This window comes from Catalinimonas alkaloidigena (assembly GCF_029504655.1).
Lineage (GTDB): Bacteria > Bacteroidota > Bacteroidia > Cytophagales > Cyclobacteriaceae > Catalinimonas > Catalinimonas alkaloidigena.
Map to the genome: position 1 here is coordinate 438376 of NZ_JAQFIL010000001.1, position 25334 is coordinate 463709.

The following is a 25334-nucleotide window of genomic DNA, read 5'->3' on the forward strand; positions in this document are numbered from 1 at the left end:
GGCTTAGAGTGCTGACTTATCTGGTAGTTGGGTGGGCTGAAATGGAAGAAAAAAGTAAAATATGCTACCTGTGCCATAGGTACTGCTGAAGCCTATTTCACCCTGATGGGCTTCAATGATTTTTCTTACTATTGCCAGGCCCAATCCACTGGAGCGTTCGCCCCCGGTTGGCACATTCTGTGCTTTTTCAAAAGGGCGGAAGATTTTGTCTTTGTCCTGATCTCTAATTCCCATACCCTGGTCTATTACTTCTGTCTTAGCATACTGTCCATTAATACTTACCTTAATTTTGACTTCAGTTTTAGGAAAAGAATATTTCAGGGCGTTTGTCAGCAGGTTGTTCAATACCTGACCCAGATAGGATCTGTCAAATTCCAGGCTGACTTCAGAATTATCGCTCTCTAAGACGATTTTCTGCTCTTTATTAGTAGCTATATGCTGGTTGATTGCTATGATCTCTCTTATAAACTCCAGGTAATCATGCTTTTCTTTTTTGATTTTCAGCGTTCCTGCTTCAATTTGAGCTACATCCAGAAGGTTATCCAGGAGGCTCAGTGCGTTATAACTGGTCTTGTTGATTAAAGTTAGAAACTCCTGCTGGCTTACTGTAAGGTTGGCACTGCTCTTGGGGTCCAGCATAAGGTCGGAGAGGTTGTAAATATTGCCAACCGGACTTCTCAGGTCGTGGGCAGTGATACCGATGTATTTGTTTTTCTCTGCATTAAGCCTCTGTAATTCCAGGTTTGCCAGTTTCAGTTTTTGCTGTTCTCTGCTTAATGCATTCACAAAGATAGCGATAGAAAAAAAGATGCCTGCCCGTACCAAAGCATTCCAGTACAATATCCAGGCACTTGAATAAGGATGACGGGTGATAAGCTCAATGCTAAACCAGGATAAACTACATACTGCGGCAATAATGAGCACCGCACGTTTACTGGTAAGCCTGCTGGAAGCAATATAATAAATGGGTAAAAGATATAGAATAGAAGTAGAGACCTCATAGCCTGTTTGATGGTCTATGACGGTAATAAATGCTACTAGTAAGTAAGTGAGTATATAAACTCCGCGTTTTGTGAAAAAAAAATTCTTAGGCATACTTAGCTTGCTCTACTAATAGAAACGCAAATTTATTTCCAATCATATTATTGCAATACGTTTACCAGAGAAAAAAGCCAATTATTTGTCATTAAAACATACTTTGCTTAAGTCTTATTTTTGATGCGCCGCTTTTCTTCTTTTCAGCTCGCTTTTTACGAGCCGGTACTCGCGGCTACTTTGTCCTGCCACTGAGGTATTTTCTTCCGCTCTCCTGAATAAATAGGGCATTACTGCATCAATTGGACCATAGGGAAGATACTTCGTAACATTAAAGCCGGCATGTGCGAGATTGAAAGATAAGTTATCGCTCATCCCATAGAGCTGAGAAAAATAAACCCGCGAGTCGGAAGGAGACATACTGTGTTTTTGCATCAGGAGTACCAGGTATTGATTACTGTACTCATTATGAGAACCGGATACCAAAGCGATACGCTGCTTGTTATTGATACAATAAAGTAATGCCTTATTATAGTCATCATCGGTAGCCTGTTTGTTGGGTTGTATAGGGTCAGGGTAGCCCTCCTCTTCCGCTCTTTCGCGTTCCTTTTCCATATAAGCCCCTCTCACCAGCTTGGCTCCCAGAAAATACTGATGAGTTACTGCTCTCTGGAAAGCCAGTTTTAAATTACTGAGCATATCTTTGCGGTACATCTGATAGGTATTGAATACCGTAACACGTTCACGGTTATACCGGGCCATCATTTCTTCGGCCAGGTCGTCAATTACCTCCTGTATCCAACTCTCTTCTCCATCAATAAAAATACCTATCTGTGCCTCATAAGCGGCTTTACATAGCGTATCTACTCTCTGTCTTACACGCTCAAAGGCTTCCTGTTCTGCTGAACTAAGCTTGTGCTGAGCCTGCACTTTCTCCAATAGCCTGGTACTGGCTATTCCTGTTAGCTTGAATACACAGAAAGGCAGGTGTTCTGAGATTTTGGCCTTGGCTATGGCGGCCAGTACTTCCCGGGTCACTTTTTCAAATCCTTTCTCCGTTTTCTCACCTTCAGCAGAATAGTCCAGGATGGTCTTGACATGATGAGAGGCAAGGCGCTGAATGGTGGGCTCACACTGATGGATAGTCTCTCCTCCACAAAACTGCTGGAAAATAGTTTTACGTAAAATACCGTGTATAGGTAGTTTTAATTTTAAGGCAATTTTCACCAACTTTGTGCCTACTTTTGTCAATAGGGGTGAGTTAATCGCAGAAAATATCAGATAAGTCTTCCTCAATTCTTCATCCGACTTGTAGGAAAAAGCAATCTCTGTATTATCTAAAGAAACCGGTTGTACAGCGAACATTCTGAGCTTGATTTGAAATTAAGAACATTGAGCATTGCCCAACTGCTTTTTTTAGTACAGGCAATTATTTTCCAAAGGATACTGTTACCCTAAAACAAAACGCAATGATATTGTTTTAAGCTGAGATGCATATTCATTTGTATGTAAAAGTTTTAAGACACTCCGGTTGCAATATAATTGGCTTTTGTTGAGCTGAAATAAACCTCTTAATATCGTTCAAAACGTTTAAGCAATGAAAATTGAAAGCATTGAGTCTTGGAACACAGGTAGTACCCATCCTCTCATTATCGCCGGTCCCTGTAGTGCCGAAACTGAAGAGCAGTTGTACGAAACCGCCAAAGCTGTAAAGGAGCAGGGTGTTTCTGTCATCAGGGCAGGTGTATGGAAACCCCGTACCCGTCCCAATACTTTTGAAGGCATAGGGCAGGAAGCTTTACAGTGGATCAGTGACATCAAAAAAGAACTCAATGTGCAGTTTGCGGTAGAGGTAGCCAATGCCATGCATGTGGAGGAAGCACTTCACTTTGGTATTGATATCTTATGGATTGGAGCCCGCAGCACGGTAAGTCCTTTCATCGTGCAGGAAATCGCTGACGCGCTGAAAGGTGTGGATATCCCCGTACTGGTCAAAAACCCTATCAACCCCGACCTTGCCCTCTGGATGGGTGCATTGGAAAGGCTAAACCAGGCGGGTATAAATAAACTGGGAGCTATCCACCGGGGCTTCTCTACGCATCAGAAAACCCGCTACAGAAATGTGCCCATGTGGCAGATTCCTATAGAGCTTAAGCGCCAGCTTCCTGACCTGCCTATCATTTGTGACCCCAGTCATGTTGCCGGTAAACGGGAGATGATCGCTGAGATCTCGCAGGTGGCTATGGATGTAAACTTTGACGGGTTGATCATAGAAACACATCGTGATCCTGAGCATGCCTGGAGCGATGCCCGCCAGCAGGTAACACCGGCCTCTTTGGGAGAGATCATCAAGCACCTTCAGATCCGCAAGTCTTCTTCGGAGGATATTGAATACATCACCCATCTGGAAGAGCTACGTACCCAGATTGATCATGCCGACCGGGAAGTGGTAGAAACCCTGGCGCAGCGTATGGAAATGGTAGCTAAGATAGGAGAGTGGAAAAAGAAAAATAACGTAGCCGCTTTTCAGTTGGATCGCTGGAATGAGGTGTTCCGTAGCCGTAAAGAATGGGCAGAATCACTAGGCCTTCGTGAGAAGTTTATTACTGAGCTTTTTAACCTGCTACATGTTGAGTCTATCAAGAAGCAAACCGAAGTAATGGATAAACTTGATGAAGAATTGAATATTACAGATTGAAAATTGCAAATTGCAGTTTCTTAATTTGTAATCCGTAATTTTTAGTCTTCAATTTCAATGCCCGCAAAGAACGTTACCCTTACCCAGGACATTGCCCTTAGCCTCAAGGCGCATTTTAGCGAATACAAGCCCAGCCAGATAGGCGTAGTGGCAGATGAAAATACGAAGGAGCATTGTTACCCTCTCATCAAAGACAGTCTGCCTGAGCATAGTGTATGTGAGATCAGGAGTGGGGAACTCAATAAAAACCTCAATACCTGCTCTGACATCTGGGAGTGGATGACCACCGAGCATTTTGATCGCAAAGCGCTGCTGATCAACCTGGGGGGGGGCGTGATCGGAGATATGGGTGGCTTTTGTGCGGCTACTTATAAGCGGGGTATCCCTTTTATCAATCTGCCTACCAGCCTGCTGGCCCAGGTAGATGCCTCGGTAGGGGGGAAGCTGGGTATAGACTTCCAGGGCTACAAAAATCATATCGGACTGTTTCAGGAGCCGGAGCATGTATTTGTATATCCGCACTTTGTCAAGACTTTACCTCCGGAAGAAGTACGTTCCGGCTTTGGCGAGGTCATCAAACACAGCCTCATCCGTGATGCTGCCTACTGGCCCAATGTAAAAGCGCAGGGATTGGAAGTGGAAGACTGGAGCAAGCACATCGCCCATTCCATTGACATCAAATCCTCTGTGGTGGATGCTGATTTCAGGGAAGGCGGATTGCGGAAGATACTCAACTATGGGCATACCATCGGCCATGCCATTGAGAGCTATTTTTTAGAAACGGAGAAGCGCTTGCTGCATGGAGAGGCCATTGCCATCGGTATGGTAGCCGAAGGCATGCTTTCCGCCAAGCTTTGCGGCATGCCCCAGGCTGAAGTAGATGAGATGAGCCGCTTCATGCTTTCCATTTACGGTTATCACGCAATCAATAGCGCAGAAGAAGAGGCGATCATCAAACTCACCTTACAGGATAAGAAGAATGAAAAAGGGGTGATCAAATGCACCCTGCTGGAAGAGATTGGCAAAGCAGTCTACGACATTGACATCACTGCCGAAGATGTAGCCGAAGGACTGGCCTACTACCGCCAGTACCAACAGTAAGCTTCAGTTTGCCCTAGCGTAGTGTGCCGGGAGCTATCAGCGTGCTCTGGGAGTGACGCTGATCAGGTAAAGTATCAATCATAAGGTCTTAGCTGGAAGTTTTTGAGCATCTGGTGCGCGTATATAAGGGGTACATCGTACATCAATCTGCTGTATCCCTATACCTTACTCGGTACTAATATACTGAACATTTCCAGCATCTGCGGATTGTCTCTAAAAGTCAGGCGGGCGATGGCGCGAAACTCCATTACCCACAGACGCAAAGCTTTGAAAGCAGCTTTCTTTTCCTGCGTACAACTTTCCGCTATACCCTTCCTGCGTGTACGTTCTTCTTTCATTTGCATGGCCTGATGTATGGATGCAGTAGCCTGTTCCAGTTCTTTCTTGCTGACGCCAAAGGGCTGAAAGTTAAGCTCCATCTCTTCAATGCGGGCATAGAAGTAAGCTGCCTGCCGCATACAGGCCCAGCCATGATTGGCAAAGCGTTTGATCTTCAGGGCATGCAAAACTTCAGGCTGTTTGCGGAAAGCAGTGCGAGCTACCCAGGCATGCTCCTTAAACTGTGCTTCCAGCGTACCCAACTGCGCATTAAGCTGCTGCGACAAACTCCATTGGGCATCGTAGAGTACCTTATGTTTTTTCTGGTATTCCAGTGCTTTGTCTACCAGGCTTTGGCCCTGATGTTTCTTTTTGGGGCTTAGCCCGTAAGCTTCCATCTGTAGCCTTATACTTTCTTCCAGTTCCATAGTAGACAGGGCAAGCTGAGCCGCTTCCAATACTTTGTGTTCAGCATTTAACTTCATCCTTTTCAGTTTATGTGGTTTACAAGTAATGATGGACAGCATGTGCAGGACTACGACCATCAGTTCGTAGTACTTTACCGGCAAATAAGAGACAGTATTGGACTGACTTTCAGTAGTATACTTCTGATATACTACCAGGGTATTATTTATAGAAAAAGGAAATAAAAGAAGTTTTTTAGCCCGGTCGAGACCTCAGGCGAGCGCATAAGCTGCTGACTGACATACAGTAAAGCATATACTGCTAAGCCTGAGTAACAAGGCAGTCGCTAAATATTACCTGAAGGGTGCCCCGTCCCTTACTGCATTCCTTAACCGGTAGTGCATGAAAAGCTCGGGCGCCATGCGAAACGCTACACGTTTCTTACACATGCCCACGGTCGCCGCCCTCAATCGGCTTCGTCTGCACATGAGAACCTGCGGCGTCATGTAAAACCGTACTCGTTTCTTACCCACGACCAGCGCCGCCACCTGTAAACGACATCGTTTGGACATGAAATCCCGGGGCGCGGAGCATTAATGACTTCGTTTTTGGCCCACGTCCGCCTTCGCGGCCTTGATACGATTCTGTATAAGCATGAAATTTCCGGTCGCAAGGCGTAAAGAGCTTCGGTTGCTGTCTGCGTTCGCTGCCGCCCTCTTTAGCTGGGCTAGGTAAGCATCAGAACCAATAGAAGAGATGCTATATCATCATGACATGAGGGTATGGCAGAAGAAAAGGAAGCGTAGTGCATAGAAGAAAGTTGTGCAAAACGCTATCCCTAAGTATCTTACTGAGGGCCATAATATAAGTGTAAGGGGAGGGGGGGTATATGGAAGGTTGGCAGTCATTGAAACTGACGATAGCGCAAAAAGCAAAAACGAATAAAATAGATAGGTATGGATACAAAATTTGAAGCAGGAATTAACATCGCGATAAAGATCCCCAAAAGCAAATATGAGAAAACCGTTGCTTTTTACAGGGACATACTGAAGTTGGAAGTTGAAGAACAACCCATTGACAACCCTACCGTTTCGAGAACCCACGAAGTAAAGTTCGGAGACAATATCATATGGTTGGACTGCGTGGACAACTATACACATTCAGAAACCTGGTTACAGCTTACGGTTCCTGACGTAGAAGCAGCAACAAACTATCTGAAGTTAAACGGTGTGGAAACTTGTGACGAACTTGAAGAGCTTCCGGAAAACATGCATTGGATTCAAGATCCGGCAGGCACAGTATTCAACCTGCAAAAGAGAGAAACCAGATAACTCCCTGGCGTGTTTTCGTGCAACGAAAACGCGTGCTTCAAAGCAATGCCTTATATTGCTTTAACCTCATTAAATTAAGAGATAAACCTCTAATTTTAAGGTATGGAAACACCTCGTCCCTGGTCTGTGCCTCACCTAAAGTATATACACAACTTTATAAAGTTTTTATTATTAAATAGCTATAAAACTCAAAATCCTCGCTTCAGTGTGTCACTGAAGCGTAAATATAATGTCAATTCTGAGACTTGACATCATTGTACATCAGTGGATAATGAGGAATAAGCCTAACGGCCTACTTAAGCGTCAAATAATTTAGGAGTGGGAAGGTCAGGTCACTGATAGTTCCGGATAACTTTAGAGGCTAAAAAAATAGCCTCACAAGGAGGCTATATTACATGAAGTCTTGCTGACACTAGCTGTTGATCTTCTTGTTATACTTTTCAATTTCCTCTACAGCACTGTCCGCCAGGTCTTTGATTTTTTCAGCGCTGTCTTCCCAGGCATCTTCCAGGTCATCCATCAGGTCTTTGGCTGACTTATTAAGTTTACGTCGGGTTTTATCTCCGCTCTCAGGTGCTAACAAAAGGCCAGTGATGGCACCGGCAGCAGCTCCGATTAAAAGTGCAGAAAGTACTTTACCAGAATTATCCATGTTTATGATGTATTATTGTGTAAAAAAATAGCTCAATTTGCTCTAAGTTACGAAAAAAAAACGCATTTGTTTTAAAGCGCCCCGACAGATACTAAATTAGGGGCATCAAAATTAATTATTACTGTGGTAGAGAAAATAATAAGACTGCAAAGGGTGAATAAGCCCATACAGGCCCAAATCCGGCTGACCTCATCGAAGAGTGAAAGCAATCGTTCGCTGATCATTCAGGCACTGGCCAAAGATAATATTGAGCTGCAAAACCTTGCTGAAGCACGCGACACTCAGACTATGATGCGCCTGCTGAAGTCCGAAGAGGAAGAACTTGATGTGCTGGATGCCGGTACGACTATGCGCTTTCTGCTGGCCTATTGTACGGTTGCCAAGCCGGGCAGAGTGCTAAGGGGTACGCCCCGCATGCATCAGCGTCCGGTCAAACTGTTGGTAGACGCGCTTACCAAGCTAGGCGCTAGTATAGATTATTTACAGAATGAAGGTTATCCACCGGTGCGTCTCAATGGCCTGCCCGATGGACAAAAGCAGGCAGCCGTAAGCATCAGAGGTGATGTGAGTAGCCAGTATATCTCTGCCCTCTTGATGATTGCCCCCACCTTGCCGGAGGGACTGAAGTTGACACTTGAAGGTAAGATCGGTAGTCGCCCTTATATTGCCATGACACTGGGCCTGATGAAGCGCTTTGGCATTGAGTACCTGTGGGAAGACAATGTCATCACCATTGATCCCCAAGCCTATGGTAAAGGCAGCTATACGATAGAGTCCGACTGGTCTGGAGCGAGCTATTGGTACAGCCTGGTAGCTTTGGCAGAAGATGCAGAAATAAAATTACTGGGCCTGAGAAAAGACTCATTGCAGGGCGATATTGCTATCGTTGAGATCATGGATAAGCTGGGGGTAACTTCCACTTTTGATGAGACAGGTGTGCTTTTACAAAAAAAGGAAGCGGTAGAAGAGCTGGCCTATGACTTCAGTGATTGCCCTGACCTGGCACAAACCGTGGCAGTGACCTGTGCCGCCAAAGGCATTCCCTGCACCATGACAGGTTTGGAGAGCTTATACATCAAGGAGACGGATCGGATAGCAGCACTACGTGAAGAACTGAGTAAACTGGGGGCTAGTCTTTTAGAAGACAAAGATACCTGGGAACTTAAGCCCGGAATGAATCCTAAAGAAATAGCAGGGGTACAGATACACACCTACGAAGATCACCGAATGGCGATGGCCTTCGCTCCTCTGGCTGCCTTAATGGATGTAGTGATAGAAGAACCTGAGGTAGTCGTGAAATCCTATCCGGGATTCTGGAAAGATTTAGATCAGGCTGGAGTGGTACAGAAAATTACAAGCGTTTAGACGCTTGTTTTCCTTTTGCTTCAGCTGCGTTTAGCACCTGAATCATTTGCTTCTTTTGAATAGAATCTTCCGTTGCATAAGCCGGACAACTTTTGTAAGTGGAACAACTAGCTGCCAAACTGATAACACATATTGCTACTAAGCCTGTTTTTAGTAGTTTCATAGTCATTACTTTGTAGTTTACTTTAGAAAGTAAGAATTTATTTCACTTTAATAAAAGAATTAACGACAAAAAGTTTGTTAAAGTGCCTCTTTTAGGTGTTTATATTCTATCAGGCCCACACTTTAGTTCCTTCTGTGCAGTTTTTGCACATTTCAATCTCACTTCGTGAGTGCAGTAGGTTTTGCCGAAATTGCTGATATGCTTCACTTTGCCATATGGATTTGAAGTTGGTAGTCCGCATATCACCCAGCTGATAGTGTGCGTCTTTGTCAAAGCAGCAGGGTACTATTTTGCCATCCCAGCTCATTACACAGGAGTGCCACATCTTCCAGCAGTGATTCAGAATCTTGTTTTTGATCGCGTAGGTACCGTTGGGCAGTCTTCGGTAGCGAGAATATTTTTCTTGCCTGGGGATCAGAGGAGAGCCATGCTGATAATCATAAATCTGAGCGGTCTTAAAGGCTACCGTTTCTACACCCAAAGTCTTAGCCAGATGCTTTACCTCTTCCACCTGATGCTCATTGGGGCCTACTACCAGAAACTGAAAGATCACATGAGGGGTGGATGACTTTAGTTTTTTCTTCCAGCGAATGATGTTTTGGGTGCCTTCAATTACTTTTTGCAGCTTTCCCCCTTTGCGATATGCCTCGTAGGTTTCCTGCGTCGTACCGTCAATAGAGATGATCAGGCGGTCCAGACCGGACTCAACTGTGTTGCGGGCGTTTTGGTCATTGAGGTAATGAGCATTGGTAGAGGTGGCAGTATAAATCCCTTGCCCGGACGCATAGCTTACCCATTTCAGAAACTGGGGATGCAGATAAGGCTCTCCCTGGAAGTAGAATAGTAGATATAGGAGCGTGTCTTTTAGTTCATCAATTGTTTTTTGGAAGACCTTCTCCTGAAGCATTCCGGTAGGGCGGGTAAAAGAGCGTAGCCCGCTAGGGCACTCCGGGCAACGCAGATTGCAGGCAGTAGTAGGTTCTATAGAAAGGCTGATAGGCAAACCTGATTGTCTGGCATTACCACTAAGCCTTGAGATATAGTAGCTGCCCAGTACTTTGAGGGCATTGGTAGTTCGTTTTAAGGTGAGTTTGGAAATAAAATTAAAACTGTCCCGCAGATTGATCTCCATAGTAGCACTAATTTAAGGCGAAAGTTATAATTTTGCTTTCTGAACATGAAGAGTCTTTGAACATTACTCAAGCAGGGATGATATTAATCGCAGATAGTGGCTCCACCAAAACCGACTGGCGGGTAATAGATGAAGCCGGAAAGATAAGCCAGGCCAAGACTGTAGGACTTAATCCTTATCTGGAAACTCTGGATAAGATGGTAAAAGTTTTGCGGGAGGAGCTACATCCTCAGCTTCCCTCAACCATCCGGAACATTTATTTCTATGGCGCAGGTTGCGCTACGGATTCTGCCTGTAAAAAGGTGAGCAACGCACTCGGTGAGGTGTTTCATGATGCCGACATAGTGGTAAATAATGATCAGTTTGGCGCGGCAAGGGCACTCTGCGGCAAAGAAGCCGGTATCGCCTGCATTCTGGGCACAGGCTCCAACACCTGCCTTTATGATGGGGAGAAAATCATTGACAACATACCTCCTATGGGTTATATCCTCGGAGATGAAGGGAGTGGTTCCAATATAGGTAAAGAACTGCTAAACCGTTACTTCAGGCGTGAGTTGCCTACCGAAATCAAGGAAAGGCTGGAAAAACGTTTTGACATGAGCAAGGAAGCAGTGCTGGACAGCGTATACGGAAAGTCTTATCCTAATCGTTATATGGCTGCTTTTGCCAAATTTGTGTTTCAGAACCTGAAGGATCCCTATCTGACCCGTATGGTCTACGAAATATTTGCTAACTTCTTTGACAAAACTATCGCCCGTTACGATAACTATGGGCAATACAAAATACATTTTACCGGCTCTATCGCCTTTTACTTTGGTAACTTGCTTCGTCAGGTAGCCAATGACAAAGGGCTGCGGGTATTCAATATACTGGAAACCCCTATTGCCGGACTAACATTATATCACCAAGAAGCCTTAAAAACATGAGTACAACGGAATCCTCATCCCTCTATAATGACTTAGAAAAAATGCCTACCCGTGAGCTACTGCAGGGTATCAATAATGAAGACAAGAAGGTAGCCTATGCGGTAGAGAAAGTAATCCCCCAGGTAGAAAAACTGGTGGATGGTATTGTAGCCAGAATGAAAAAGGGCGGTCGTATCTTCTATATCGGTGCCGGTACCAGTGGCCGGCTGGGGATTGTAGATGCATCCGAATGCCCTCCAACATATGGTGTCCCTCACGACTGGGTGATTGGTATTATGGCCGGAGGAGATGACGCCATCCGTAAGGCGGTAGAGTTTGCTGAAGATGATCCCGACCAGGCATGGAAGGACCTAGCTGTGTATGACATCAACGAAAAGGATACGCTGATTGGTATTGCCGCTTCAGGGCGCACTCCTTATGTCATCGGAGGTATCAAAGATGCCAGGTCCAGAGGAATTCTTACCGGCTGCATCACCTGTAATCTGGATTCTGCCCTGGCTGAGGCTGCTGAGATTCCGATAGAAGTAGTAGTAGGCCCTGAGTTTGTGACTGGAAGTACCCGTATGAAGGCCGGAACAGCACAAAAGCTGGTACTTAACATGATTTCTACCACCACTATGATCGGCCTGGGAAGAGTGAAAGGCAACCGTATGATAGATATGCAACTGAGCAATAATAAACTGGTAGATAGGGGAACGAGAATGCTTATGGAAGAGTTAAATGTGGATAGGGAAAACGCTGAGGCATTACTCAGGAAGCATGGCTCTGTACGTCAGGCGTTGGCTGCTGAAAAGCACGACTTTTAAGCGCACTTCCGCACGCCTTCTTTCCCAGAACTGAGGATATAAATGGCTTTACCATCAGGCGTATGCACGATATTGAACCTTTTTACAACTGGCACAAATACTACAATCCGGCCGAGGATGAGCAGTCGCCCTATTTTGGGAAAGAATACAACTATGAGCTGTATACCAATACGATCTATGGGTACTATATAGATCCTGGCTGGGATTATATGGGTTCTGAAACCCTTTACATTAAAATTCTTTATGCTGACTATCAGCGGGGGTTTTGTGTGATCGAGCTGATTGGTGAGTGGAATGATGCGCTATACAACGATATTATGCATCTGAAGAGGAATATCATTGACCATCTTACCAATAGAGGAATCAATAAATTTATTTTGGTAGGGGAAAATATACTGAACTTTCACGGCTCAGACGACTGCTACTATGAAGAGTGGTTTGAAGATGTGGAAGATGGCTGGATAGCCGGGGTTGGGTTTCGTGATTTTGTGCTTGCCGAAATGACGGTCTTTAATATTGATTCTTTCATAAATTACGGTGGAAGCCTGCAAATAGAAAACTGGCGGACACTAAAACCCTTGCAGTTTTATGAAGTGGTCAGTTCTCTGATCACTCGTCGCTTATCTCTTCCCTGATCAATTGTACTCTCGCTATCTCAGATACCAGGTATCGCTTGCCACTATCAAGGTCGCGGCATAGAGCACGAGTACGGCGTACCGTCTCTTTCACAAAAACCATATCCCTGAACTGAAATGTCTGCTCCGGCTGAATTTTGGACAGAGGAACACTCCCATCCTGCTGGTCATAATTTTGTAAGGCCAAAGATAGCCTGTGGTCGGAACCACTGGCAGCTTTGGGGTTAAGCATATACTTCTTGAGCGGCCGGAGTACATCCTGAGGAAACACATGGGCATGAAGCATAGGCTCCATCAGTTGTTGAAAGCTTTTTTTCCATGCTGCACCGTGTGGCGCAATCTTAAAGCCGTATTTTTGGAAAGCGATAAGATGGGCAATCTCATGCAGATAAGTAATCAGAAATGAGTAAGGGTTAAGCGTAGCATTTAGCGTAATGATATGCGTATTCTTTTTTTTGTGGTAACGATAGTCTCCTAACTTACTGATACGCTTAGGCGTGATATGCAGGCTAAAAGGATGTTGTAACCAGAGGTCGATGCAATACGCCTGAGCTGCCTCGGGCACATGCCTGCTCATGATCTGGGTAATCTGATGGTTATGATTAGAGTTCATCAAAATTTTTGTCACTTCTTAACCACTGATTTTCCTCTTCACTAAGTTTCATGTCTTTGCTGATCCTCTGGTGGGTAGGTCGGTTGAGAGAAAAGACTACCAAAGCGATAGCATACAGGCCGGCAAACACCTGCTCACCGGTATAGTACATACTGATGACTGGCAGGAAATTGGCCAGGCTAAGTAGCCCGTACTTGTATAAAGATACTTCGTGAAATGCTTTAAGCTTTTCCTGAAAGCGAACAGCTTGGTGCTGACGTAACTTCAGCTTGTACACGCTGTAGGCGAAATATATGCTGGCGACTGTTGCCAGCGGAATGATAATGTGGGTGAGTATTTGCAGATTTTCCGTTGCTCTCAAACCTCCCTGCTCCTCATAAGAGAGATAGACCAGCACAAAAAAAACGAGCGGAATGCCTACCATCAGATAAAACACTAGGGTGAGGGTGTTGAAATATTCATAAGCATTGCTCAAAAAATGTCTTTTCCTGGACATAAAATTAGATAAAAACGCTGCTTTCAAGGATTAATGGCTCTCCAAACAATATTATGCAAGAGATTGTATTATATTTATACCGTTCAACTGCTTATCAAAAACTTAAGCATCGCCGTAAAACTAATCTTTCTGTATAAAACCGCATAGTTTTTTGATGAAGAATACACTCTGGCTTTTGTTGCTATTCCTTACTGTTGCTGCCTGTAGCTCACGCATCAATCGGCAGACTGAGGAGCAATTGACTGATGAACAGTTTGATTCATTACGTAGCGTGTATTATGGTCTTAACGATAGCCTCAAACATGCCTGGAACATAATGATGGAAGATGATAGCGAAAAAATCAACAACCTGCACCTTCTGTTGGATGAGATACAAAAGTTAGAGACCCGCGGAACAGATACGCTGGATTCACTCAATCAGATGGTAAGCATGCTGGAAGAAATGCGTTATGATTCTGTCAGCGTGCGTAGCTCGGCGCTGATTGATAAGTACGACAGTGCTAATACAGCAGTGAGCAATGCAGTGCTTGACTATGTAGAAAATATTCCTGAGGCCGAGTACAATCCGGTAGTTAATGTGCTGGTAGACCAGGTAATGAGTGCCAATAACAGTATATTGCTCTATCGTATTCGTTACGACCGCTTTAGCGAAGACTTCAATATCTTTTTAGAGAAATACAAAAATGTGATGTCCAATATAGACAGCAGTGGCGGACCGGTATACAAAAGGCCGATGTTTCGTCTGGTTAATGATTTTAGAGAAGAAGAAGAAAAATAATTTATGCTGGTCAAAGAGGCGGAATTTATTAAAAGTGCATCAAAGTTAACGCAATGTCCGGAGAGCAAGCTGCCGGAGTATGCTTTTATCGGGCGTTCTAATGTAGGTAAGTCATCGCTGATCAATATGCTGACTGGGCGGAAAAAGCTGGCAAAAACCTCAGCAAAGCCTGGAAAAACCCAGCTTATTAACCATTTTTTGATCAACCAGCAATGGCACCTGGTGGATTTACCCGGCTATGGCTGGGCGAAGGTAAGCAAAAGCAAAAGGGCGGACTGGGGTGATATGATAGAGGATTATCTGCTTAAGCGACCTCAACTGCTTTGTCTCTTTATCCTGATTGATTCGCGAATACCACCCCAGGAGATTGACTTAAGCTTTATGGAGTGGGCAGGCGTAAACCAGATTCCTTTTGCCATGGTATTTACCAAAGTGGATAAGCAATCTATCAACAAGACAGAAAAAGCTATTGCTGCCTATCATAAGACCATGAAGAAGAGCTGGGTAGAGCTGCCTCCTATGTTTGTCACCTCTGCTATAGACAATACCGGGAAAGAAGAAATACTGGACTATATTCACGAAACCATGAATGTAGGGTAATAGTGCAGCAGCTAAAAAATTGCCGGCTAAAAAAACAGAATTCTCAACAATTCACCTTTACTTTGCTGCGTATTAGTATAGCAAACCAATAAAAGGTTTACACTTTTCACTCTTAATTGAATAACCCAAAAAGATAAGATTCATGGATTTGAATGAGATTGCGTCTATTTCAGGAAAAGGAGGATTATTTCATATCGTAAAGCCTACGCGTAGTGGTGTGATTGTAGAATCATTGGATGAACAGAAAAAGAAGCTGGTCATCGGGGCTAATCATCGTGTATCCGTGCTTAAAGAAGTCTCCATCTACACTACCGATACTGAAGGCTCCGTACCGCTGGAAGAGGTGTTTAAAAAAATACATGAAGAGTTTGGCGATGATCCCGGCGTAGACACTTCGGATGCGGAAGAACTTAAAGCTTTTACCAAACACATCATCCCTGACTATGATGAAGAGAGAGTATACCCTTCGGACATGAAGAAGCTAGTCAACTGGTACGGGGTTTTGTTACAGTACGCTCCTGAGGTGTTTGAGCAAAAAGAAGAAGAAAATAAAGAAGCAAAGGCCGAAGAGAGTAGTAAAGAAGAGAAAGAATAAAAAAAGCAGGCCAAAAGCCTGCTTTCTCATTATATGCCAGCTCAATCTCCTCTGGCGGAGGAAAAAGCCCTTTTACCATTAAAGGTGTAGAGGTTTTCTGTTTTGATAAAGTCAAACTTAGCATCTTCGTGCAGGCGACGAAGCAGATCCAGAATTTGTGCATGGCTCACCAGTCCATCTTCTGCTTCAGATGATACGAAGCGACAGCGCCAGTGATCAGTAGCAAAAGTTTCTGGTTTACCTTCAGGATACACTTTAACACCACGGTTGGTGATCATATCCAGTTTTAGGCTGTTACCACTTACTGCTTCCAGTTTTTTACCCAATACCTGGGGATCTCTGTTGTCTTCTTTCCAGTCTAGAAATACATCCACACCGATTAATTCCTTCTTCAGGCTGGGATCAGAAGGGGTAGTCTGATGCAATTTGCTTCCCTTTACCGGCTTAAACTCAGCAGGTTTTAACTGCTTTGGTATTTTGCCCAGGTTGCCAATTACAGCTTTGGCAAAGCCTTGTGTACCAACAATTTCAGTACTGGAACCGGGGCGGTAGATATCCGCGGTATGTATGCCGTCTTCCATCGTCTTGAGCCAGGCATTATTGATATCAGTTGCGATATCCGGTTGTCCGATATGCACCAGCATCATGATGGCAGCATTAATCAGACCGGAGGGGTTGGCAATATCTTTACCGGCAATGGGAGGGGCCGAACCATGAATAGCTTCAAACATCGCACAGATTTCTCCTACATTGGCAGAGCCACCTAAACCTACCGAGCCGGCAATCTGGGCAGCGATATCAGAAATAATATCGCCATAGAGGTTCAGTGTAACCACAACATCCAGTGTCTCCGGCTTATCAGCAAGAATAGCAGACCCGATATCAATGATCATGTGATCTTTCTCAATCTCAGGGTACTCCTCACCAATTTCGTTAAAAATTCGGTGAAAAAGACCGTCAGCGAGCTTCATGATATTATCTTTTGTGAAACAAGTGACCTTTTTGCGGTTATAAGCCTTCGCATACTCAAAAGCGTAGCGAATGATTTTCTCACAACCCGGACGACTGATCAGTTTAAGGCTTTGTACAACTTCCTCGGTCTGCTGGTGTTCAATCCCTGCGTACAAATCTTCCTCATTTTCCCGTATGATCACCATATCCAGCGCATTATGGCGGGTGGCTACATAAGGGCTGTAGGAACGACAGGGACGTACATTGGCATATAAGCCCAGGGTAGTACGGGTAGTTACATTCAGGGATTTAAAACCTCCTCCCTGAGGAGTGGTGATGGGAGCCTTGAGGAAAACCTGTGTTTCTCGCAGAGAGTCCCAGGATGAGGGTTCAATACCCGCGGGATTGCCTTGCTTAAAAACCTTTTCTCCTATATCTATAACTTGTGGATCTATCTGTGCTCCAGCAGCATCCAGTATATTAAGTGTAGCTTTCATGATTTCAGGCCCGATGCCATCGCCATATGCTACAGTAATTTTTTTCTTCTCAGGCATAAAAAAGTAATTTTGGTTAGCGTGATGAAATAAGTAAAGTGGCTCTATATGTTAGCCTAAAGTAAAACTATATAGCTTAAAAAAACAGTATAGAGCAGGCTAAATGCAATAAATATGTGTAAATCGTAATACTTTAACATATTTACTCCATGTGAGTTTGAGCAGGCAATAAATAAGATATATCTGGATAATTGAGAAGGTAGCTTTTGAGTTTACTATACCACCTGTTATATTTGGGCAAAACATAAGGTATTGAGATGACGAACTTTAAGTTTCTCACGACTACCCTGAATGAGGGTATATTAACCATCACTATCAGTCGGGCAGATAAGATGAACGCGCTGAACAAAGCTACCCTTGAGGAATTAGGCGAGGCTTTTCAGGAAGTGTATGACGAGAAAGATATCAAAGGAATTATTGTTACAGGGGAAGGCGAGAAAGCATTTGCCGCTGGCGCAGACATAGCCGAAATCGCGGAACTTAATGAGCTTAACGGTAGAAAATTTTCTGAAATTGGCCAGGAAGTATTTGCTCTGATAGAAAAATGTGATAAGCCGGTGATTGCAGCAGTACATGGTTTTGCTTTGGGAGGAGGTTGTGAATTGGCTATGGCTTGCCATCTTAGGGTTGTGTCCAGCAATGCCGTATTTGGGCAGCCGGAGGTGAACTTAGGCTTGATTCCTGGTTTCGGAGGTACACAGAGATTGACTCAACTGGTAGGCAAAGGCAGAGCTTTGGAAATGATGATGACTGCTGATACTATTTCTGCTGAAAAGGCAAAAGAGTATGGTTTGGCAAATTTTCTTGTCAGTGATAAGAAAGAGTTAATGGAGTTTTCTCTTCGTTTAATGAAGAAAATACTGTCAAAAGCACCACTTGCCATCGGCATGGTAATAGACTGCGTAAATGCGGCATTTGCCGGAGATGAAAATGGCTATCAGACAGAAGCCAATAGTTTTGCTGCCTGTTGTAAATCAAGCGATTTTGAAGAAGGAACGCAGGCATTTCTTACCAAGCGTGAAGCACACTTTACCGGAGAGTAATTTAGCAGGGTACGTTGTTTGCAGGGCAGTAGTAAAAATTAATTTTTACTACTGATGCGCTTTTCCACTCTATGAATCCACTTAAAAAACTGGCTGGACAAACTGCCCTCTATGGTGGAAGCACCATATTAGGGAGGCTACTCAGCTATGCTCTTGTGCCACTGCATACCGCAGTCTTTGAAGATACTGCACAGTATGGTGCAGTTACTGAGTTTTATGCCTATGTGGCTTTTCTCAATATCTTTTATACCTATGGTATGGAGACCGCATTCTTTCGCTTTATTACTCGGCATAAAGGTGATATGGTAAGTATGCAGAAGGTATACAGCTCAGCCGTAACGGCGATCTTATCCACCAGTATTTTATTTTCCGGTATCATTATTGGTTTTTCCGGCGGAATCGCGGACTTGATCGGCTATCCGGAAAGCAGTCAGATCATTATCTGGTTGGCACTGATTATGTTTACCGATGCAGTAGTAGCTGTCCCCTACGCAAAACTAAGACAGGAAAACAGGCCCCTGATGTTTGCGGTTACCAAGGTATCCAGTATCGTGCTAACGGTTTTGCTTAACTTGTTTTTCCTGCTGCTTTTACCCAAAATACATACTCACTCACCTATTCTGGAAGCCATGTATTTTCCTGAGATGGGAGTGGCCTATGTTTTTTTAGCTAATTTGATTGGTAATGCGGTGATTCCGCTTTTCTTATGGCGTACTCTTTCAGAAGTAAGACTGAGCATTGATTGGCCAGTATTTAGGCAGATGCTTATTTATGGATATCCTATACTTATTATGGGGCTGGGAGGAATGATCAATGAAAATATCGATAAGCTCTTGCTCAGTGATTTGCTACCGGAAGACTTTTATCCTGATATGACCCCTAAAGAGGCTTTGGGAGCTTACGGTGCCTGTTTTAAGATTAGTGTTTTGATGACATTAGCAGTGCAGGCATTTCGCTACGCTGGTGAACCTTTCTTCTTTTCTCAGGCAGAGAATAAAGAAGCGCCGGAGCTCTTTGCCAAGGTGATGCACTACTTCACTCTATTGAGCATATTGATTTTGTTGGGTGTCAGTGTTAATCTGGAACTTATAGGTTCAATTTTTCTTCGCAGCCCAGGTTATCTGGATGCGCTTGTCGTCGTACCTTTTCTCTTGTTTGCAAAGTTACTCTTCGGCATTTATAATAACCTCACAGTCTGGTTTAAGCTGACTGACAGAACCAAGTACGGGACTTATTTTAGTGTATTAGGTGCTGCGATCACATTGGCTGGCAATTTTGTGCTAATACCTTATATAGGTTATTTGGGGTGCGCAGTAGCGAGTATTGCATGCTATCTCGTCATGTGTATTGTCTGCTACACATACGGACAAAAATATTACCCTATTCCTTACGACTTTAAGCCAAGCCTTATATATGCTATCGTGGCTTTGGTTATGGTTTATGTCTCTTTTCAGGTTAACCTCAATAACCCTTTACTTGAAAATACTTTAAATATAAGTGCAGTGCTTCTGTTTATGGCTGTGACCTTTTTGGTGGAAAGAAAAAGGCTTACTCACCGAAGTATTTCTTAACTTGTTCCGAAAAATTAAAAATATAAACCTTACAATAATTTATCTAATCGTTACAAAAATTGATGAAAGTAAGAATTATCAACCAATCTGACCAACCTCTTCCTGCTTATCAGACTGCGCATGCAGCCGGTATGGACTTACATGCTGATATTAAGGAAAAAGTAACTTTGAAACCTTTAGAAAGAGCATTGGTAGGAACAGGGCTATATATTGAGTTGCCGGTTGGCTTTGAGGCACAAATTCGTCCACGAAGCGGCATGGCTTACAAGCATGGGATCACCGTGCTGAATAGCCCTGGCACAATTGATGCTGACTACAGAGGAGAAATCAAGGTGCTGCTGGTTAATATTTCTAATGATACCTTTACCATTGATCACGGTGATAGAATTGCCCAAATGGTAGTCGCTCCTCATGCGCAGGTAGAGTGGGAAGAGACCAACAAGCTTAGCGACACTGACAGAGGTGTAGGTGGCTATGGCAGTACCGGGATTAATATTAAGTAAAGCAGTGAAGAAACACTAAAATCCACAAAGCGTGAAAATTATTGTACCTATGGCCGGTATGGGCAAGCGTATGCGCCCCCATACACTTACCATTCCCAAACCATTGATTCCAATTGCCGGAAAGCCTATCGTTCACCGTTTGGTAGAGGATATCGCAAAAGTGGTGAATGAGCCTGTTGCTGAAGTAGGTTTTGTCATCAACCGGAGTTTTGGGGAAGAAGTAGAAAACAGTCTTAAAGAAGTTGCCGGCACGATAGGGGCGTCAGGCAAAATATACTATCAGGATGAGCCACTGGGTACAGCCCATGCCTTGTACTGTGCTAAGGATATGCTGGAAGGCAATGTAATCGTTGCCTATGCAGATACCTTATTCAAAGCGGAATTTACGCTGGATAAAGAACAGGATGGAATTGTCTGGGTACATAAAGTCAAAGACCCAGCTGCTTTTGGCGTAGTAAAGCTGGATGATGACCAGGTCATTACCGGCTTTGTAGAGAAACCTGCCACCTATGTATCTGATCTGGCTATCATTGGAATTTACTACTTCAAAGACGGGGCTTTTCTGAAGCGGGAGCTTCAGTATTTAATTGATAATAATATCATGAACTCCGGTGAGTACCAGATTACCAACGCATTGGATAATATGAAAAATAAGGGGGTTCGCTTTGTGCCTGGTCAGGTAGATGAATGGCTGGACTGTGGAAATAAAGATGCGACCGTATATACCAACCAAAGATACCTGGAGTATATCAAGGATTCTCTTGCTAATCCAGATACTGCCGGTATGGAGAACTCTGCGATCATTCCTCCTGTTTATATCGGTAAAAATGTAAAGATTACTAATTCTGTTATTGGTCCTTATGTGTCTATAGGAGATGGAACAAGAATTAAAAACTCAAGGATTCGTAACTCTATATTGCAAACCAATACGATGGTGGATAATGCCAATCTTGAAAATTCTATGCTGGGTAATCATGTTACACTTAAGCTCAGCTCGTCTGACCTGAGCATAGGAGATTATAACTCAGTGGTTGAAAATATGCACTAGCAACAGAATAATCTTTAGGTTTTTGAAAAACTTGAAATAGAAAGTATATTAAATTCGTTTATAATCTTATATGAAAGCCAGATTTGTTATAGTCTGGTTTTATTTCATCGTCATGCCGGGCGATCTTAAAAACGCTTAATTACATTGAATATGCCAATTGGAAGTCATCTTTCGCGAGTCCTGTTTTTGCTGATAGCAGTAGTTCTTTCCTTTAGCGCTGAAGAGGTGGTTGCGCAAAAGAAAAAGAAATCCAGCCGTGAAGAAAGAAAAGTTAGAGAGGCAACTTTTTATTTTACTGAAGGAGTAAAATATTACATCCTTAGTGAGCCTGACTTTGATTCCGAAAATATGGACCGGGCGTTGATGCTTTTTAAGAAATCACTTGAAAGTGATGCTGACAATGCTACCGCATATTTCAAAATAGCAACCATCCTGGCAGGTAGAGGTGATCTGGATAATGCATTATCCAACGCTAACAAAGCGATGGAACTGGATCCTGAAAACCCTTATTTCTACACCCTTACGGCAGACATCCTTACCCGCAAGTCTAATTTTGCCGAGGCTGCTCAGATATACGAGCGTTTAATCGCAAATCTTGATGATACGGACGAATACCTTTTTGACCTGGCAGCTATTTATCTTTATCAGGGGGACTATGAGCAGGGACTGGAAGTTTATAACCAGGCAGAAAAGGTATTCGGAGTTAATCCTGAAGTCACGCGGGCAAAACAACAAATTTACCTGAAACTCAACAAGCTAGATAAAGCCATAGAAGAGGGGGAAAAGCTGGTGCAAACCTATCCTGGAGAAGTAAGCTATGTCATGGCCTTAGCAGAGATATTTGTTTCAAATGATAGAGAGAAAGATGCTATTCCATATCTGGAGGGACTTTTAGAAGTGTCTCCTAACAATCCGGAAGCTCGGTTGATGCTTTCTAAAATCTATCAGCAGACAGGCAGTGGAGAACAGGCTACCGAAAGTATGGAAGTGGCTTTTGCAAATCCGGACCTGAGCCTTAAGCTCAAATTGGATTTGATTGCTAAACACATCAGAGAGTTGCCAAATGCAGATACCGAAATAATGCTCCATGCACTTACTGATTTACTGATTGAAACCCACCCGGAAGAGGCGGATGCTTATGTAATCAAAGGAGATTTTCTGAATGCCATCAAAGATAGTGAAGGTGCAAGAGATAACTACCTGAAATCTCTGGAGTATGAAGATACTAACTTTAACGTCTGGCAAAACCTGCTGACCATTGAGTTTCAGGATCTGCAAGATACTGAAAGCGTGATTGAGCATTCAGAGTCCGCATTAGAGCTTTTCCCTAACCAGGCAGTAATTTACTTCTACAATGGTGCAGCAAATTCTGTAGCTAAAAACTATGATGAGGCTGCCTATGCGTTAGAACAGAGTAAGCGATTGGCTAATAACGATGAATTGGCTAAGTATAGTAATATGTACCTGGGAGATGTCTACAATGAAATGAAAGACTATAAAAAGTCCGAACAAGCTTATGAGACAGTACTAAAACTGGATCCTACCAATGACTATGTGTTAAATAATTATAGCTACTTCCTGGCCTTGCGTCAGGAAAAACTGGATTATGCCGATAAGCTTTCTACAAGACTATTGGAACTTAATCCGGAGAATGCCAATTACCTTGACACCCGTGCTTGGGTACTCTATAAGCGAGGAGAATTTAAGCAGGCTCGTAAACTTTTAGAAAAAGCCATAGAGAACAATGATGAAAGTGGCGTAATTGTAGAGCACTACGGGGATGTGTTATTCAAGCTGGGAGAAGTAGACCAGGCGGTGAAGCAGTGGATGAAAGCCAAAGGCATGGATGATACTTCAGAATTAATTGACAAAAAAATTGCGGACAGAAAGCTGTATGAATAAAAACACACTCATTTTATTTTTTTGCCTTAGTTTCATTTTCGCGGCTTGCAGCAAAAAAACACTAAGCTTCAAAGATGCTGAAATTGCTGAAGAATTTGCAGTCAATGATCTCGTGTTTGAGTATCTGACTACCAATAGTAAAATTAAGTTTAGCAATGACGGTAAGAACCTGAGTGCTACCGCAAACATTCGTTTGAAAAAGGATAGCATCATTTGGGTTTCCATCACTCCAGGCTTTGGTATTGAAGCAGCCCGGGGGTTAATTACCAAAGATTCTTTGATCTTTATCAACCGCATGAATAAAGAGTACTCAGCCTATAATTTTAAGGAGCTGAGCGAAAAATTTAATTTTAATATCAATTTTGAGCTTCTGCAATCCGTATTGCTGGGTGATATGCCGGTAGCACCGGATGATGAGGATCTGGTGAAAAAAGAAAGTAACTATTATATAGTAAAACAGGAAAAAGGACCGATCACTATTAATAACTTCGTTGATGCCAGAAGTCTGAAGCTTGAGCGTGTAGCGATGCAGGATAGAAGCAAAGAGGAAGCTTTTGGTAAAACCCGCACGCGAAATAACACGCTCACCTTGAAATACAATGATTTTAAGATGCTTAGTGAACAAGTTTTCCCCTATGAAAACCTTGTATCGCTAAACTATCAGCGTGATGGAAAAAAACGTAAAACAGAGATTGAAATTCAGCATAAAAAAGCAAACATTACCGATGAAGCGCTCCGTTTCCCTTTCTCTGTACCGGAAAAGTATGTTCAAAAGTAAGCGCTATCAAGTCAGCATGCTTATCATGCTACTGTGTACTTTGTTCGGGCAATCTGCTCTCCTGGCTCAGACTACCCCCAAGCGTTCTCAGCTTGAACAGGAAAAAAAAGTAACTTTACAGAAAATAAAAGAGGCGCAGCAGATCCTCACTGAAACATCTTCTCGTAAAAAAACCAGCCTGGGTCAGTTGAACGCAATCAATCGTCAAATTGAAGCCCGGGAGGCCTTAATAACGTCTATCAACGAAGAACTGGCCCTTCTGAAAAGTCAGATCCGTGAGATTACCGGAGTAATAGAAGCCCTGGAAGATGATTTGGTGAGGTTGAAAAAGGAATATGCCTATATGGTATACGCAACCAGTAAAACAAGCAACAGCTACGATCGGCTGATGTTCATTTTCTCAGCCTCTACCTTCAATCAGATGTTTATGCGAATCAAGTATATGCAGCAGTACGCTGAGGCCCGTAAAAATCAGGTAGAACAAATCCAGAAGGTAAAACAAACGCTGACCAACCAGCGAAGTACCCTGGAAGGTAAAGAGATGGAACAGCAGGTGCTTCTGGATCAGCAGGTAATGGCCAACAAAGACCTCCTGGCTTTGAAAACAAAGCAGCGTTCGGTAGTAAGGGATCTTAATCAGCAGGAGGCCGAATTGAGGAAAGAACTTGCGCAGCGCCAAAAAGATGTGGAAGAGCTTGATAAACTGATTGCTAACCTGATACGCAAAGAAATAGAAAAGAGCAATAAAGACAAAACCTCCGACAGAGTAGCACTAACTTCATCTAATGAAAAGGTATCAGTTTCTTTCGCTCAAAGCAAAAACAGTCTTACCTGGCCGGTCAATTCGGGTTTTATCTCTCAAAAATTTGGTCGTAATCCCCATCCCATCATGAAAAATATCATGGTGCCTAATGATGGCGTAGATATACAAACTATCCAAAATGCCGAGGTAAAAGCTGTATTTGATGGAATTGTCAAAGCAATTACGCCTATACCCGAACCAGGAGATCTGAAAGCAGTCATTATGCAACATGGAGAGTATTTTACCGTCTATTCACGCCTTAAAGAAGTCAATGTGAAGACCGGACAAGCACTTAAAGCTTCGGATTCAGTAGGCATGGTATATACTGATGGAAATGGCGTATCGATGTTACAATTTCAGATATGGAGAAATAGCCAGAAACTTAACCCTGAAGCCTGGCTTCAGAAAAAATAAATTGTTATTTCATTTGTTAGAAGAGTTTTACCGTATTTCTGCAACAATTATTGTGTTGCATTAGCATCTTTGAGCGAACTTTTTTTACATTGCCAACCTTTGATTATTGACAGATAACT

Annotated in this window: 27 protein-coding genes; 18 read left to right on the plus strand and 9 right to left on the minus strand. The window is 43.3% G+C overall.

What is annotated here, in order from left to right; genetic code table 11:
* Positions 1–3 precede the first annotated feature (3 nt).
* Both OKW21_RS01835 and OKW21_RS01840 read right to left on the minus strand, forming a co-directional pair.
* Positions 4–1095: a sensor histidine kinase gene (locus OKW21_RS01835; protein ID WP_277476687.1), complete on the minus strand. Its 1092-nt coding sequence runs from the start codon at positions 1093–1095 to the stop codon at positions 4–6.
* A 114-nt stretch (positions 1096–1209) separates the two neighbouring features.
* Positions 1210–2400 carry a proline dehydrogenase family protein gene (locus OKW21_RS01840; RefSeq protein ID WP_277476688.1) on the minus strand — a complete coding sequence of 397 codons (1191 nt, stop codon included), beginning with the start codon at positions 2398–2400 and terminating at the stop codon, positions 1210–1212.
* A 232-nt stretch (positions 2401–2632) separates the two neighbouring features.
* Between OKW21_RS01840 and OKW21_RS01845 the strand changes: the two genes are divergently transcribed.
* Entirely contained in the window at positions 2633–3733 is a 1101-nt protein-coding gene (locus tag OKW21_RS01845; RefSeq protein ID WP_277476690.1) for a bifunctional 3-deoxy-7-phosphoheptulonate synthase/chorismate mutase type II, read from the plus strand.
* Positions 3734–3790: 57 nt separating this feature from the next.
* Positions 3791–4834, plus strand: coding sequence for a 3-dehydroquinate synthase (aroB, locus tag OKW21_RS01850; RefSeq protein WP_277476691.1), 1044 nt, complete (start codon positions 3791–3793; stop codon positions 4832–4834).
* A gap of 158 nt (positions 4835–4992) precedes the next feature.
* Here aroB and OKW21_RS01855 read toward each other — a convergent pair whose 3' ends face one another.
* The gene (locus OKW21_RS01855) at positions 4993–5637 is read right to left on the minus strand and encodes a PQLLE family protein (RefSeq protein ID WP_277476692.1); all 645 of its coding nucleotides are present in this window, start codon (positions 5635–5637) and stop codon (positions 4993–4995) included.
* Between the two features lie 12 nt (positions 5638–5649).
* On the opposite strand from OKW21_RS01855, the gene OKW21_RS01860 reads away from it, so the two are divergent.
* Both OKW21_RS01860 and OKW21_RS01865 read left to right on the plus strand, forming a co-directional pair.
* Positions 5650–5802 carry a hypothetical protein gene (locus OKW21_RS01860; protein WP_277476693.1) on the plus strand — a complete coding sequence of 51 codons (153 nt, stop codon included), beginning with the start codon at positions 5650–5652 and terminating at the stop codon, positions 5800–5802.
* A 711-nt stretch (positions 5803–6513) separates the two neighbouring features.
* On the plus strand, positions 6514–6888 hold the full coding sequence (locus tag OKW21_RS01865; RefSeq protein WP_277476694.1) for a VOC family protein: 375 nt from the start codon (positions 6514–6516) through the stop codon (positions 6886–6888).
* 412 nt (positions 6889–7300) lie between these two features.
* Here OKW21_RS01865 and OKW21_RS01870 read toward each other — a convergent pair whose 3' ends face one another.
* Positions 7301–7540: a YtxH domain-containing protein gene (locus OKW21_RS01870; RefSeq protein WP_277476695.1), complete on the minus strand. Its 240-nt coding sequence runs from the start codon at positions 7538–7540 to the stop codon at positions 7301–7303.
* A 153-nt stretch (positions 7541–7693) separates the two neighbouring features.
* On the opposite strand from OKW21_RS01870, the gene OKW21_RS01875 reads away from it, so the two are divergent.
* Positions 7694–8905, plus strand: a complete 1212-nt coding sequence (locus OKW21_RS01875) for a 3-phosphoshikimate 1-carboxyvinyltransferase (RefSeq protein ID WP_277476696.1) — start codon at positions 7694–7696, stop codon at positions 8903–8905.
* On the opposite strand, the gene OKW21_RS01880 is transcribed toward OKW21_RS01875, so the two are convergent.
* Entirely contained in the window at positions 8892–9068 is a 177-nt protein-coding gene (locus OKW21_RS01880; RefSeq protein ID WP_277476697.1) for a hypothetical protein, read from the minus strand. The genes OKW21_RS01875 and OKW21_RS01880 overlap by 14 nt on opposite strands.
* Before the next feature lie 109 nt (positions 9069–9177).
* Positions 9178–10200, minus strand: a complete 1023-nt coding sequence (locus tag OKW21_RS01885) for an SPASM domain-containing protein (protein WP_277476698.1) — start codon at positions 10198–10200, stop codon at positions 9178–9180.
* 56 nt (positions 10201–10256) lie between these two features.
* Between OKW21_RS01885 and OKW21_RS01890 the strand changes: the two genes are divergently transcribed.
* The 3 genes from OKW21_RS01890 (at position 10257) to OKW21_RS01900 (ending at position 12567) form a co-directional block, all read left to right on the plus strand.
* The gene (locus OKW21_RS01890; RefSeq protein ID WP_277476699.1) at positions 10257–11126 is read left to right on the plus strand and encodes a BadF/BadG/BcrA/BcrD ATPase family protein; all 870 of its coding nucleotides are present in this window, start codon (positions 10257–10259) and stop codon (positions 11124–11126) included.
* Entirely contained in the window at positions 11123–11932 is an 810-nt protein-coding gene (gene murQ / locus OKW21_RS01895) for an N-acetylmuramic acid 6-phosphate etherase (RefSeq protein WP_277476701.1), read from the plus strand. The genes OKW21_RS01890 and murQ overlap by 4 nt, the downstream gene beginning before the upstream one ends.
* Positions 11933–11994: 62 nt before the next feature.
* Complete coding sequence (locus OKW21_RS01900) at positions 11995–12567, plus strand: hypothetical protein (RefSeq protein ID WP_277476702.1); 573 nt, start codon at positions 11995–11997, stop codon at positions 12565–12567.
* Here the strand turns inward: OKW21_RS01900 and OKW21_RS01905 are convergent.
* Complete coding sequence (locus OKW21_RS01905; protein WP_277476703.1) at positions 12542–13180, minus strand: SprT-like domain-containing protein; 639 nt, start codon at positions 13178–13180, stop codon at positions 12542–12544. The genes OKW21_RS01900 and OKW21_RS01905 overlap by 26 nt on opposite strands.
* Positions 13170–13676, minus strand: coding sequence for a hypothetical protein (locus OKW21_RS01910; protein ID WP_277476704.1), 507 nt, complete (start codon positions 13674–13676; stop codon positions 13170–13172). Before OKW21_RS01910 ends, OKW21_RS01905 begins: the two co-directional genes overlap by 11 nt.
* A gap of 154 nt (positions 13677–13830) precedes the next feature.
* On the opposite strand from OKW21_RS01910, the gene OKW21_RS01915 reads away from it, so the two are divergent.
* The 3 genes from OKW21_RS01915 (at position 13831) to OKW21_RS01925 (ending at position 15649) form a co-directional block, all read left to right on the plus strand.
* Positions 13831–14454 (plus strand): hypothetical protein, encoded by a 624-nt coding sequence (locus OKW21_RS01915; protein WP_277476705.1) that lies wholly within the window; start codon positions 13831–13833, stop codon positions 14452–14454.
* A gap of 3 nt (positions 14455–14457) precedes the next feature.
* Complete coding sequence (gene yihA, locus OKW21_RS01920) at positions 14458–15054, plus strand: ribosome biogenesis GTP-binding protein YihA/YsxC (RefSeq protein ID WP_277476706.1); 597 nt, start codon at positions 14458–14460, stop codon at positions 15052–15054.
* Positions 15055–15196: 142 nt separating this feature from the next.
* On the plus strand, positions 15197–15649 hold the full coding sequence (locus OKW21_RS01925) for a DUF5606 family protein (RefSeq protein ID WP_277476707.1): 453 nt from the start codon (positions 15197–15199) through the stop codon (positions 15647–15649).
* Positions 15650–15690: 41 nt separating this feature from the next.
* On the opposite strand, the gene OKW21_RS01930 is transcribed toward OKW21_RS01925, so the two are convergent.
* Complete coding sequence (locus OKW21_RS01930) at positions 15691–17154, minus strand: NADP-dependent isocitrate dehydrogenase (protein ID WP_277476709.1); 1464 nt, start codon at positions 17152–17154, stop codon at positions 15691–15693.
* 257 nt (positions 17155–17411) lie between these two features.
* Here OKW21_RS01930 and OKW21_RS01935 point away from each other — a divergent pair, with 257 nt between their 5' ends.
* The 7 genes from OKW21_RS01935 (at position 17412) to OKW21_RS01965 (ending at position 25215) form a co-directional block, all read left to right on the plus strand.
* Positions 17412–18197: an enoyl-CoA hydratase/isomerase family protein gene (locus tag OKW21_RS01935; RefSeq protein ID WP_277476710.1), complete on the plus strand. Its 786-nt coding sequence runs from the start codon at positions 17412–17414 to the stop codon at positions 18195–18197.
* 71 nt (positions 18198–18268) lie between these two features.
* Entirely contained in the window at positions 18269–19768 is a 1500-nt protein-coding gene (locus OKW21_RS01940) for a lipopolysaccharide biosynthesis protein (RefSeq protein ID WP_277476712.1), read from the plus strand.
* Between the two features lie 62 nt (positions 19769–19830).
* The gene (gene dut, locus OKW21_RS01945; RefSeq protein ID WP_277476713.1) at positions 19831–20271 is read left to right on the plus strand and encodes a dUTP diphosphatase; all 441 of its coding nucleotides are present in this window, start codon (positions 19831–19833) and stop codon (positions 20269–20271) included.
* A 31-nt stretch (positions 20272–20302) separates the two neighbouring features.
* Positions 20303–21319, plus strand: a complete 1017-nt coding sequence (locus tag OKW21_RS01950) for a sugar phosphate nucleotidyltransferase (RefSeq protein WP_277476715.1) — start codon at positions 20303–20305, stop codon at positions 21317–21319.
* Positions 21320–21469: 150 nt separating this feature from the next.
* Positions 21470–23221, plus strand: a complete 1752-nt coding sequence (locus OKW21_RS01955; protein WP_277476716.1) for a tetratricopeptide repeat protein — start codon at positions 21470–21472, stop codon at positions 23219–23221.
* Entirely contained in the window at positions 23214–23999 is a 786-nt protein-coding gene (gene lolB1 / locus OKW21_RS01960) for a lipoprotein insertase outer membrane protein LolB1 (RefSeq protein WP_277476718.1), read from the plus strand. Before OKW21_RS01955 ends, lolB1 begins: the two co-directional genes overlap by 8 nt.
* Entirely contained in the window at positions 23986–25215 is a 1230-nt protein-coding gene (locus OKW21_RS01965) for a murein hydrolase activator EnvC family protein (RefSeq protein WP_277476719.1), read from the plus strand. Before lolB1 ends, OKW21_RS01965 begins: the two co-directional genes overlap by 14 nt.
* Positions 25216–25334: the final 119 nt, after the last annotated feature.

Bases quoted from the DNA above. Each gene is read 5' to 3' on its own strand.
- OKW21_RS01835 (WP_277476687.1), bottom strand. From the start codon at position 1,095: ATGCCTAAGAATTTTTTTTTCACAAAACGCGGAGTTTATATACTCACT.
- OKW21_RS01840 (WP_277476688.1), bottom strand. From the start codon at position 2,400: ATGTTCGCTGTACAACCGGTTTCTTTAGATAATACAGAGATTGCTTTT.
- OKW21_RS01845 (WP_277476690.1), top strand. From the start codon at position 2,633: ATGAAAATTGAAAGCATTGAGTCTTGGAACACAGGTAGTACCCATCCT.
- aroB (WP_277476691.1), top strand. From the start codon at position 3,791: ATGCCCGCAAAGAACGTTACCCTTACCCAGGACATTGCCCTTAGCCTC.
- OKW21_RS01855 (WP_277476692.1), bottom strand. From the start codon at position 5,637: ATGAAGTTAAATGCTGAACACAAAGTATTGGAAGCGGCTCAGCTTGCC.
- OKW21_RS01860 (WP_277476693.1), top strand. From the start codon at position 5,650: ATGTGGTTTACAAGTAATGATGGACAGCATGTGCAGGACTACGACCAT.
- OKW21_RS01865 (WP_277476694.1), top strand. From the start codon at position 6,514: ATGGATACAAAATTTGAAGCAGGAATTAACATCGCGATAAAGATCCCC.
- OKW21_RS01870 (WP_277476695.1), bottom strand. From the start codon at position 7,540: ATGGATAATTCTGGTAAAGTACTTTCTGCACTTTTAATCGGAGCTGCT.
- OKW21_RS01880 (WP_277476697.1), bottom strand. From the start codon at position 9,068: ATGAAACTACTAAAAACAGGCTTAGTAGCAATATGTGTTATCAGTTTG.
- OKW21_RS01885 (WP_277476698.1), bottom strand. From the start codon at position 10,200: ATGGAGATCAATCTGCGGGACAGTTTTAATTTTATTTCCAAACTCACC.
- murQ (WP_277476701.1), top strand. From the start codon at position 11,123: ATGAGTACAACGGAATCCTCATCCCTCTATAATGACTTAGAAAAAATG.
- OKW21_RS01900 (WP_277476702.1), top strand. From the start codon at position 11,995: ATGCACGATATTGAACCTTTTTACAACTGGCACAAATACTACAATCCG.
- OKW21_RS01905 (WP_277476703.1), bottom strand. From the start codon at position 13,180: ATGAACTCTAATCATAACCATCAGATTACCCAGATCATGAGCAGGCAT.
- OKW21_RS01910 (WP_277476704.1), bottom strand. From the start codon at position 13,676: ATGTCCAGGAAAAGACATTTTTTGAGCAATGCTTATGAATATTTCAAC.
- OKW21_RS01915 (WP_277476705.1), top strand. From the start codon at position 13,831: ATGAAGAATACACTCTGGCTTTTGTTGCTATTCCTTACTGTTGCTGCC.
- yihA (WP_277476706.1), top strand. From the start codon at position 14,458: ATGCTGGTCAAAGAGGCGGAATTTATTAAAAGTGCATCAAAGTTAACG.
- OKW21_RS01925 (WP_277476707.1), top strand. From the start codon at position 15,197: ATGGATTTGAATGAGATTGCGTCTATTTCAGGAAAAGGAGGATTATTT.
- OKW21_RS01930 (WP_277476709.1), bottom strand. From the start codon at position 17,154: ATGCCTGAGAAGAAAAAAATTACTGTAGCATATGGCGATGGCATCGGG.
- OKW21_RS01935 (WP_277476710.1), top strand. From the start codon at position 17,412: ATGACGAACTTTAAGTTTCTCACGACTACCCTGAATGAGGGTATATTA.
- OKW21_RS01940 (WP_277476712.1), top strand. From the start codon at position 18,269: ATGAATCCACTTAAAAAACTGGCTGGACAAACTGCCCTCTATGGTGGA.
- dut (WP_277476713.1), top strand. From the start codon at position 19,831: ATGAAAGTAAGAATTATCAACCAATCTGACCAACCTCTTCCTGCTTAT.
- OKW21_RS01955 (WP_277476716.1), top strand. From the start codon at position 21,470: ATGCCAATTGGAAGTCATCTTTCGCGAGTCCTGTTTTTGCTGATAGCA.
- lolB1 (WP_277476718.1), top strand. From the start codon at position 23,214: ATGAATAAAAACACACTCATTTTATTTTTTTGCCTTAGTTTCATTTTC.
- OKW21_RS01965 (WP_277476719.1), top strand. From the start codon at position 23,986: ATGTTCAAAAGTAAGCGCTATCAAGTCAGCATGCTTATCATGCTACTG.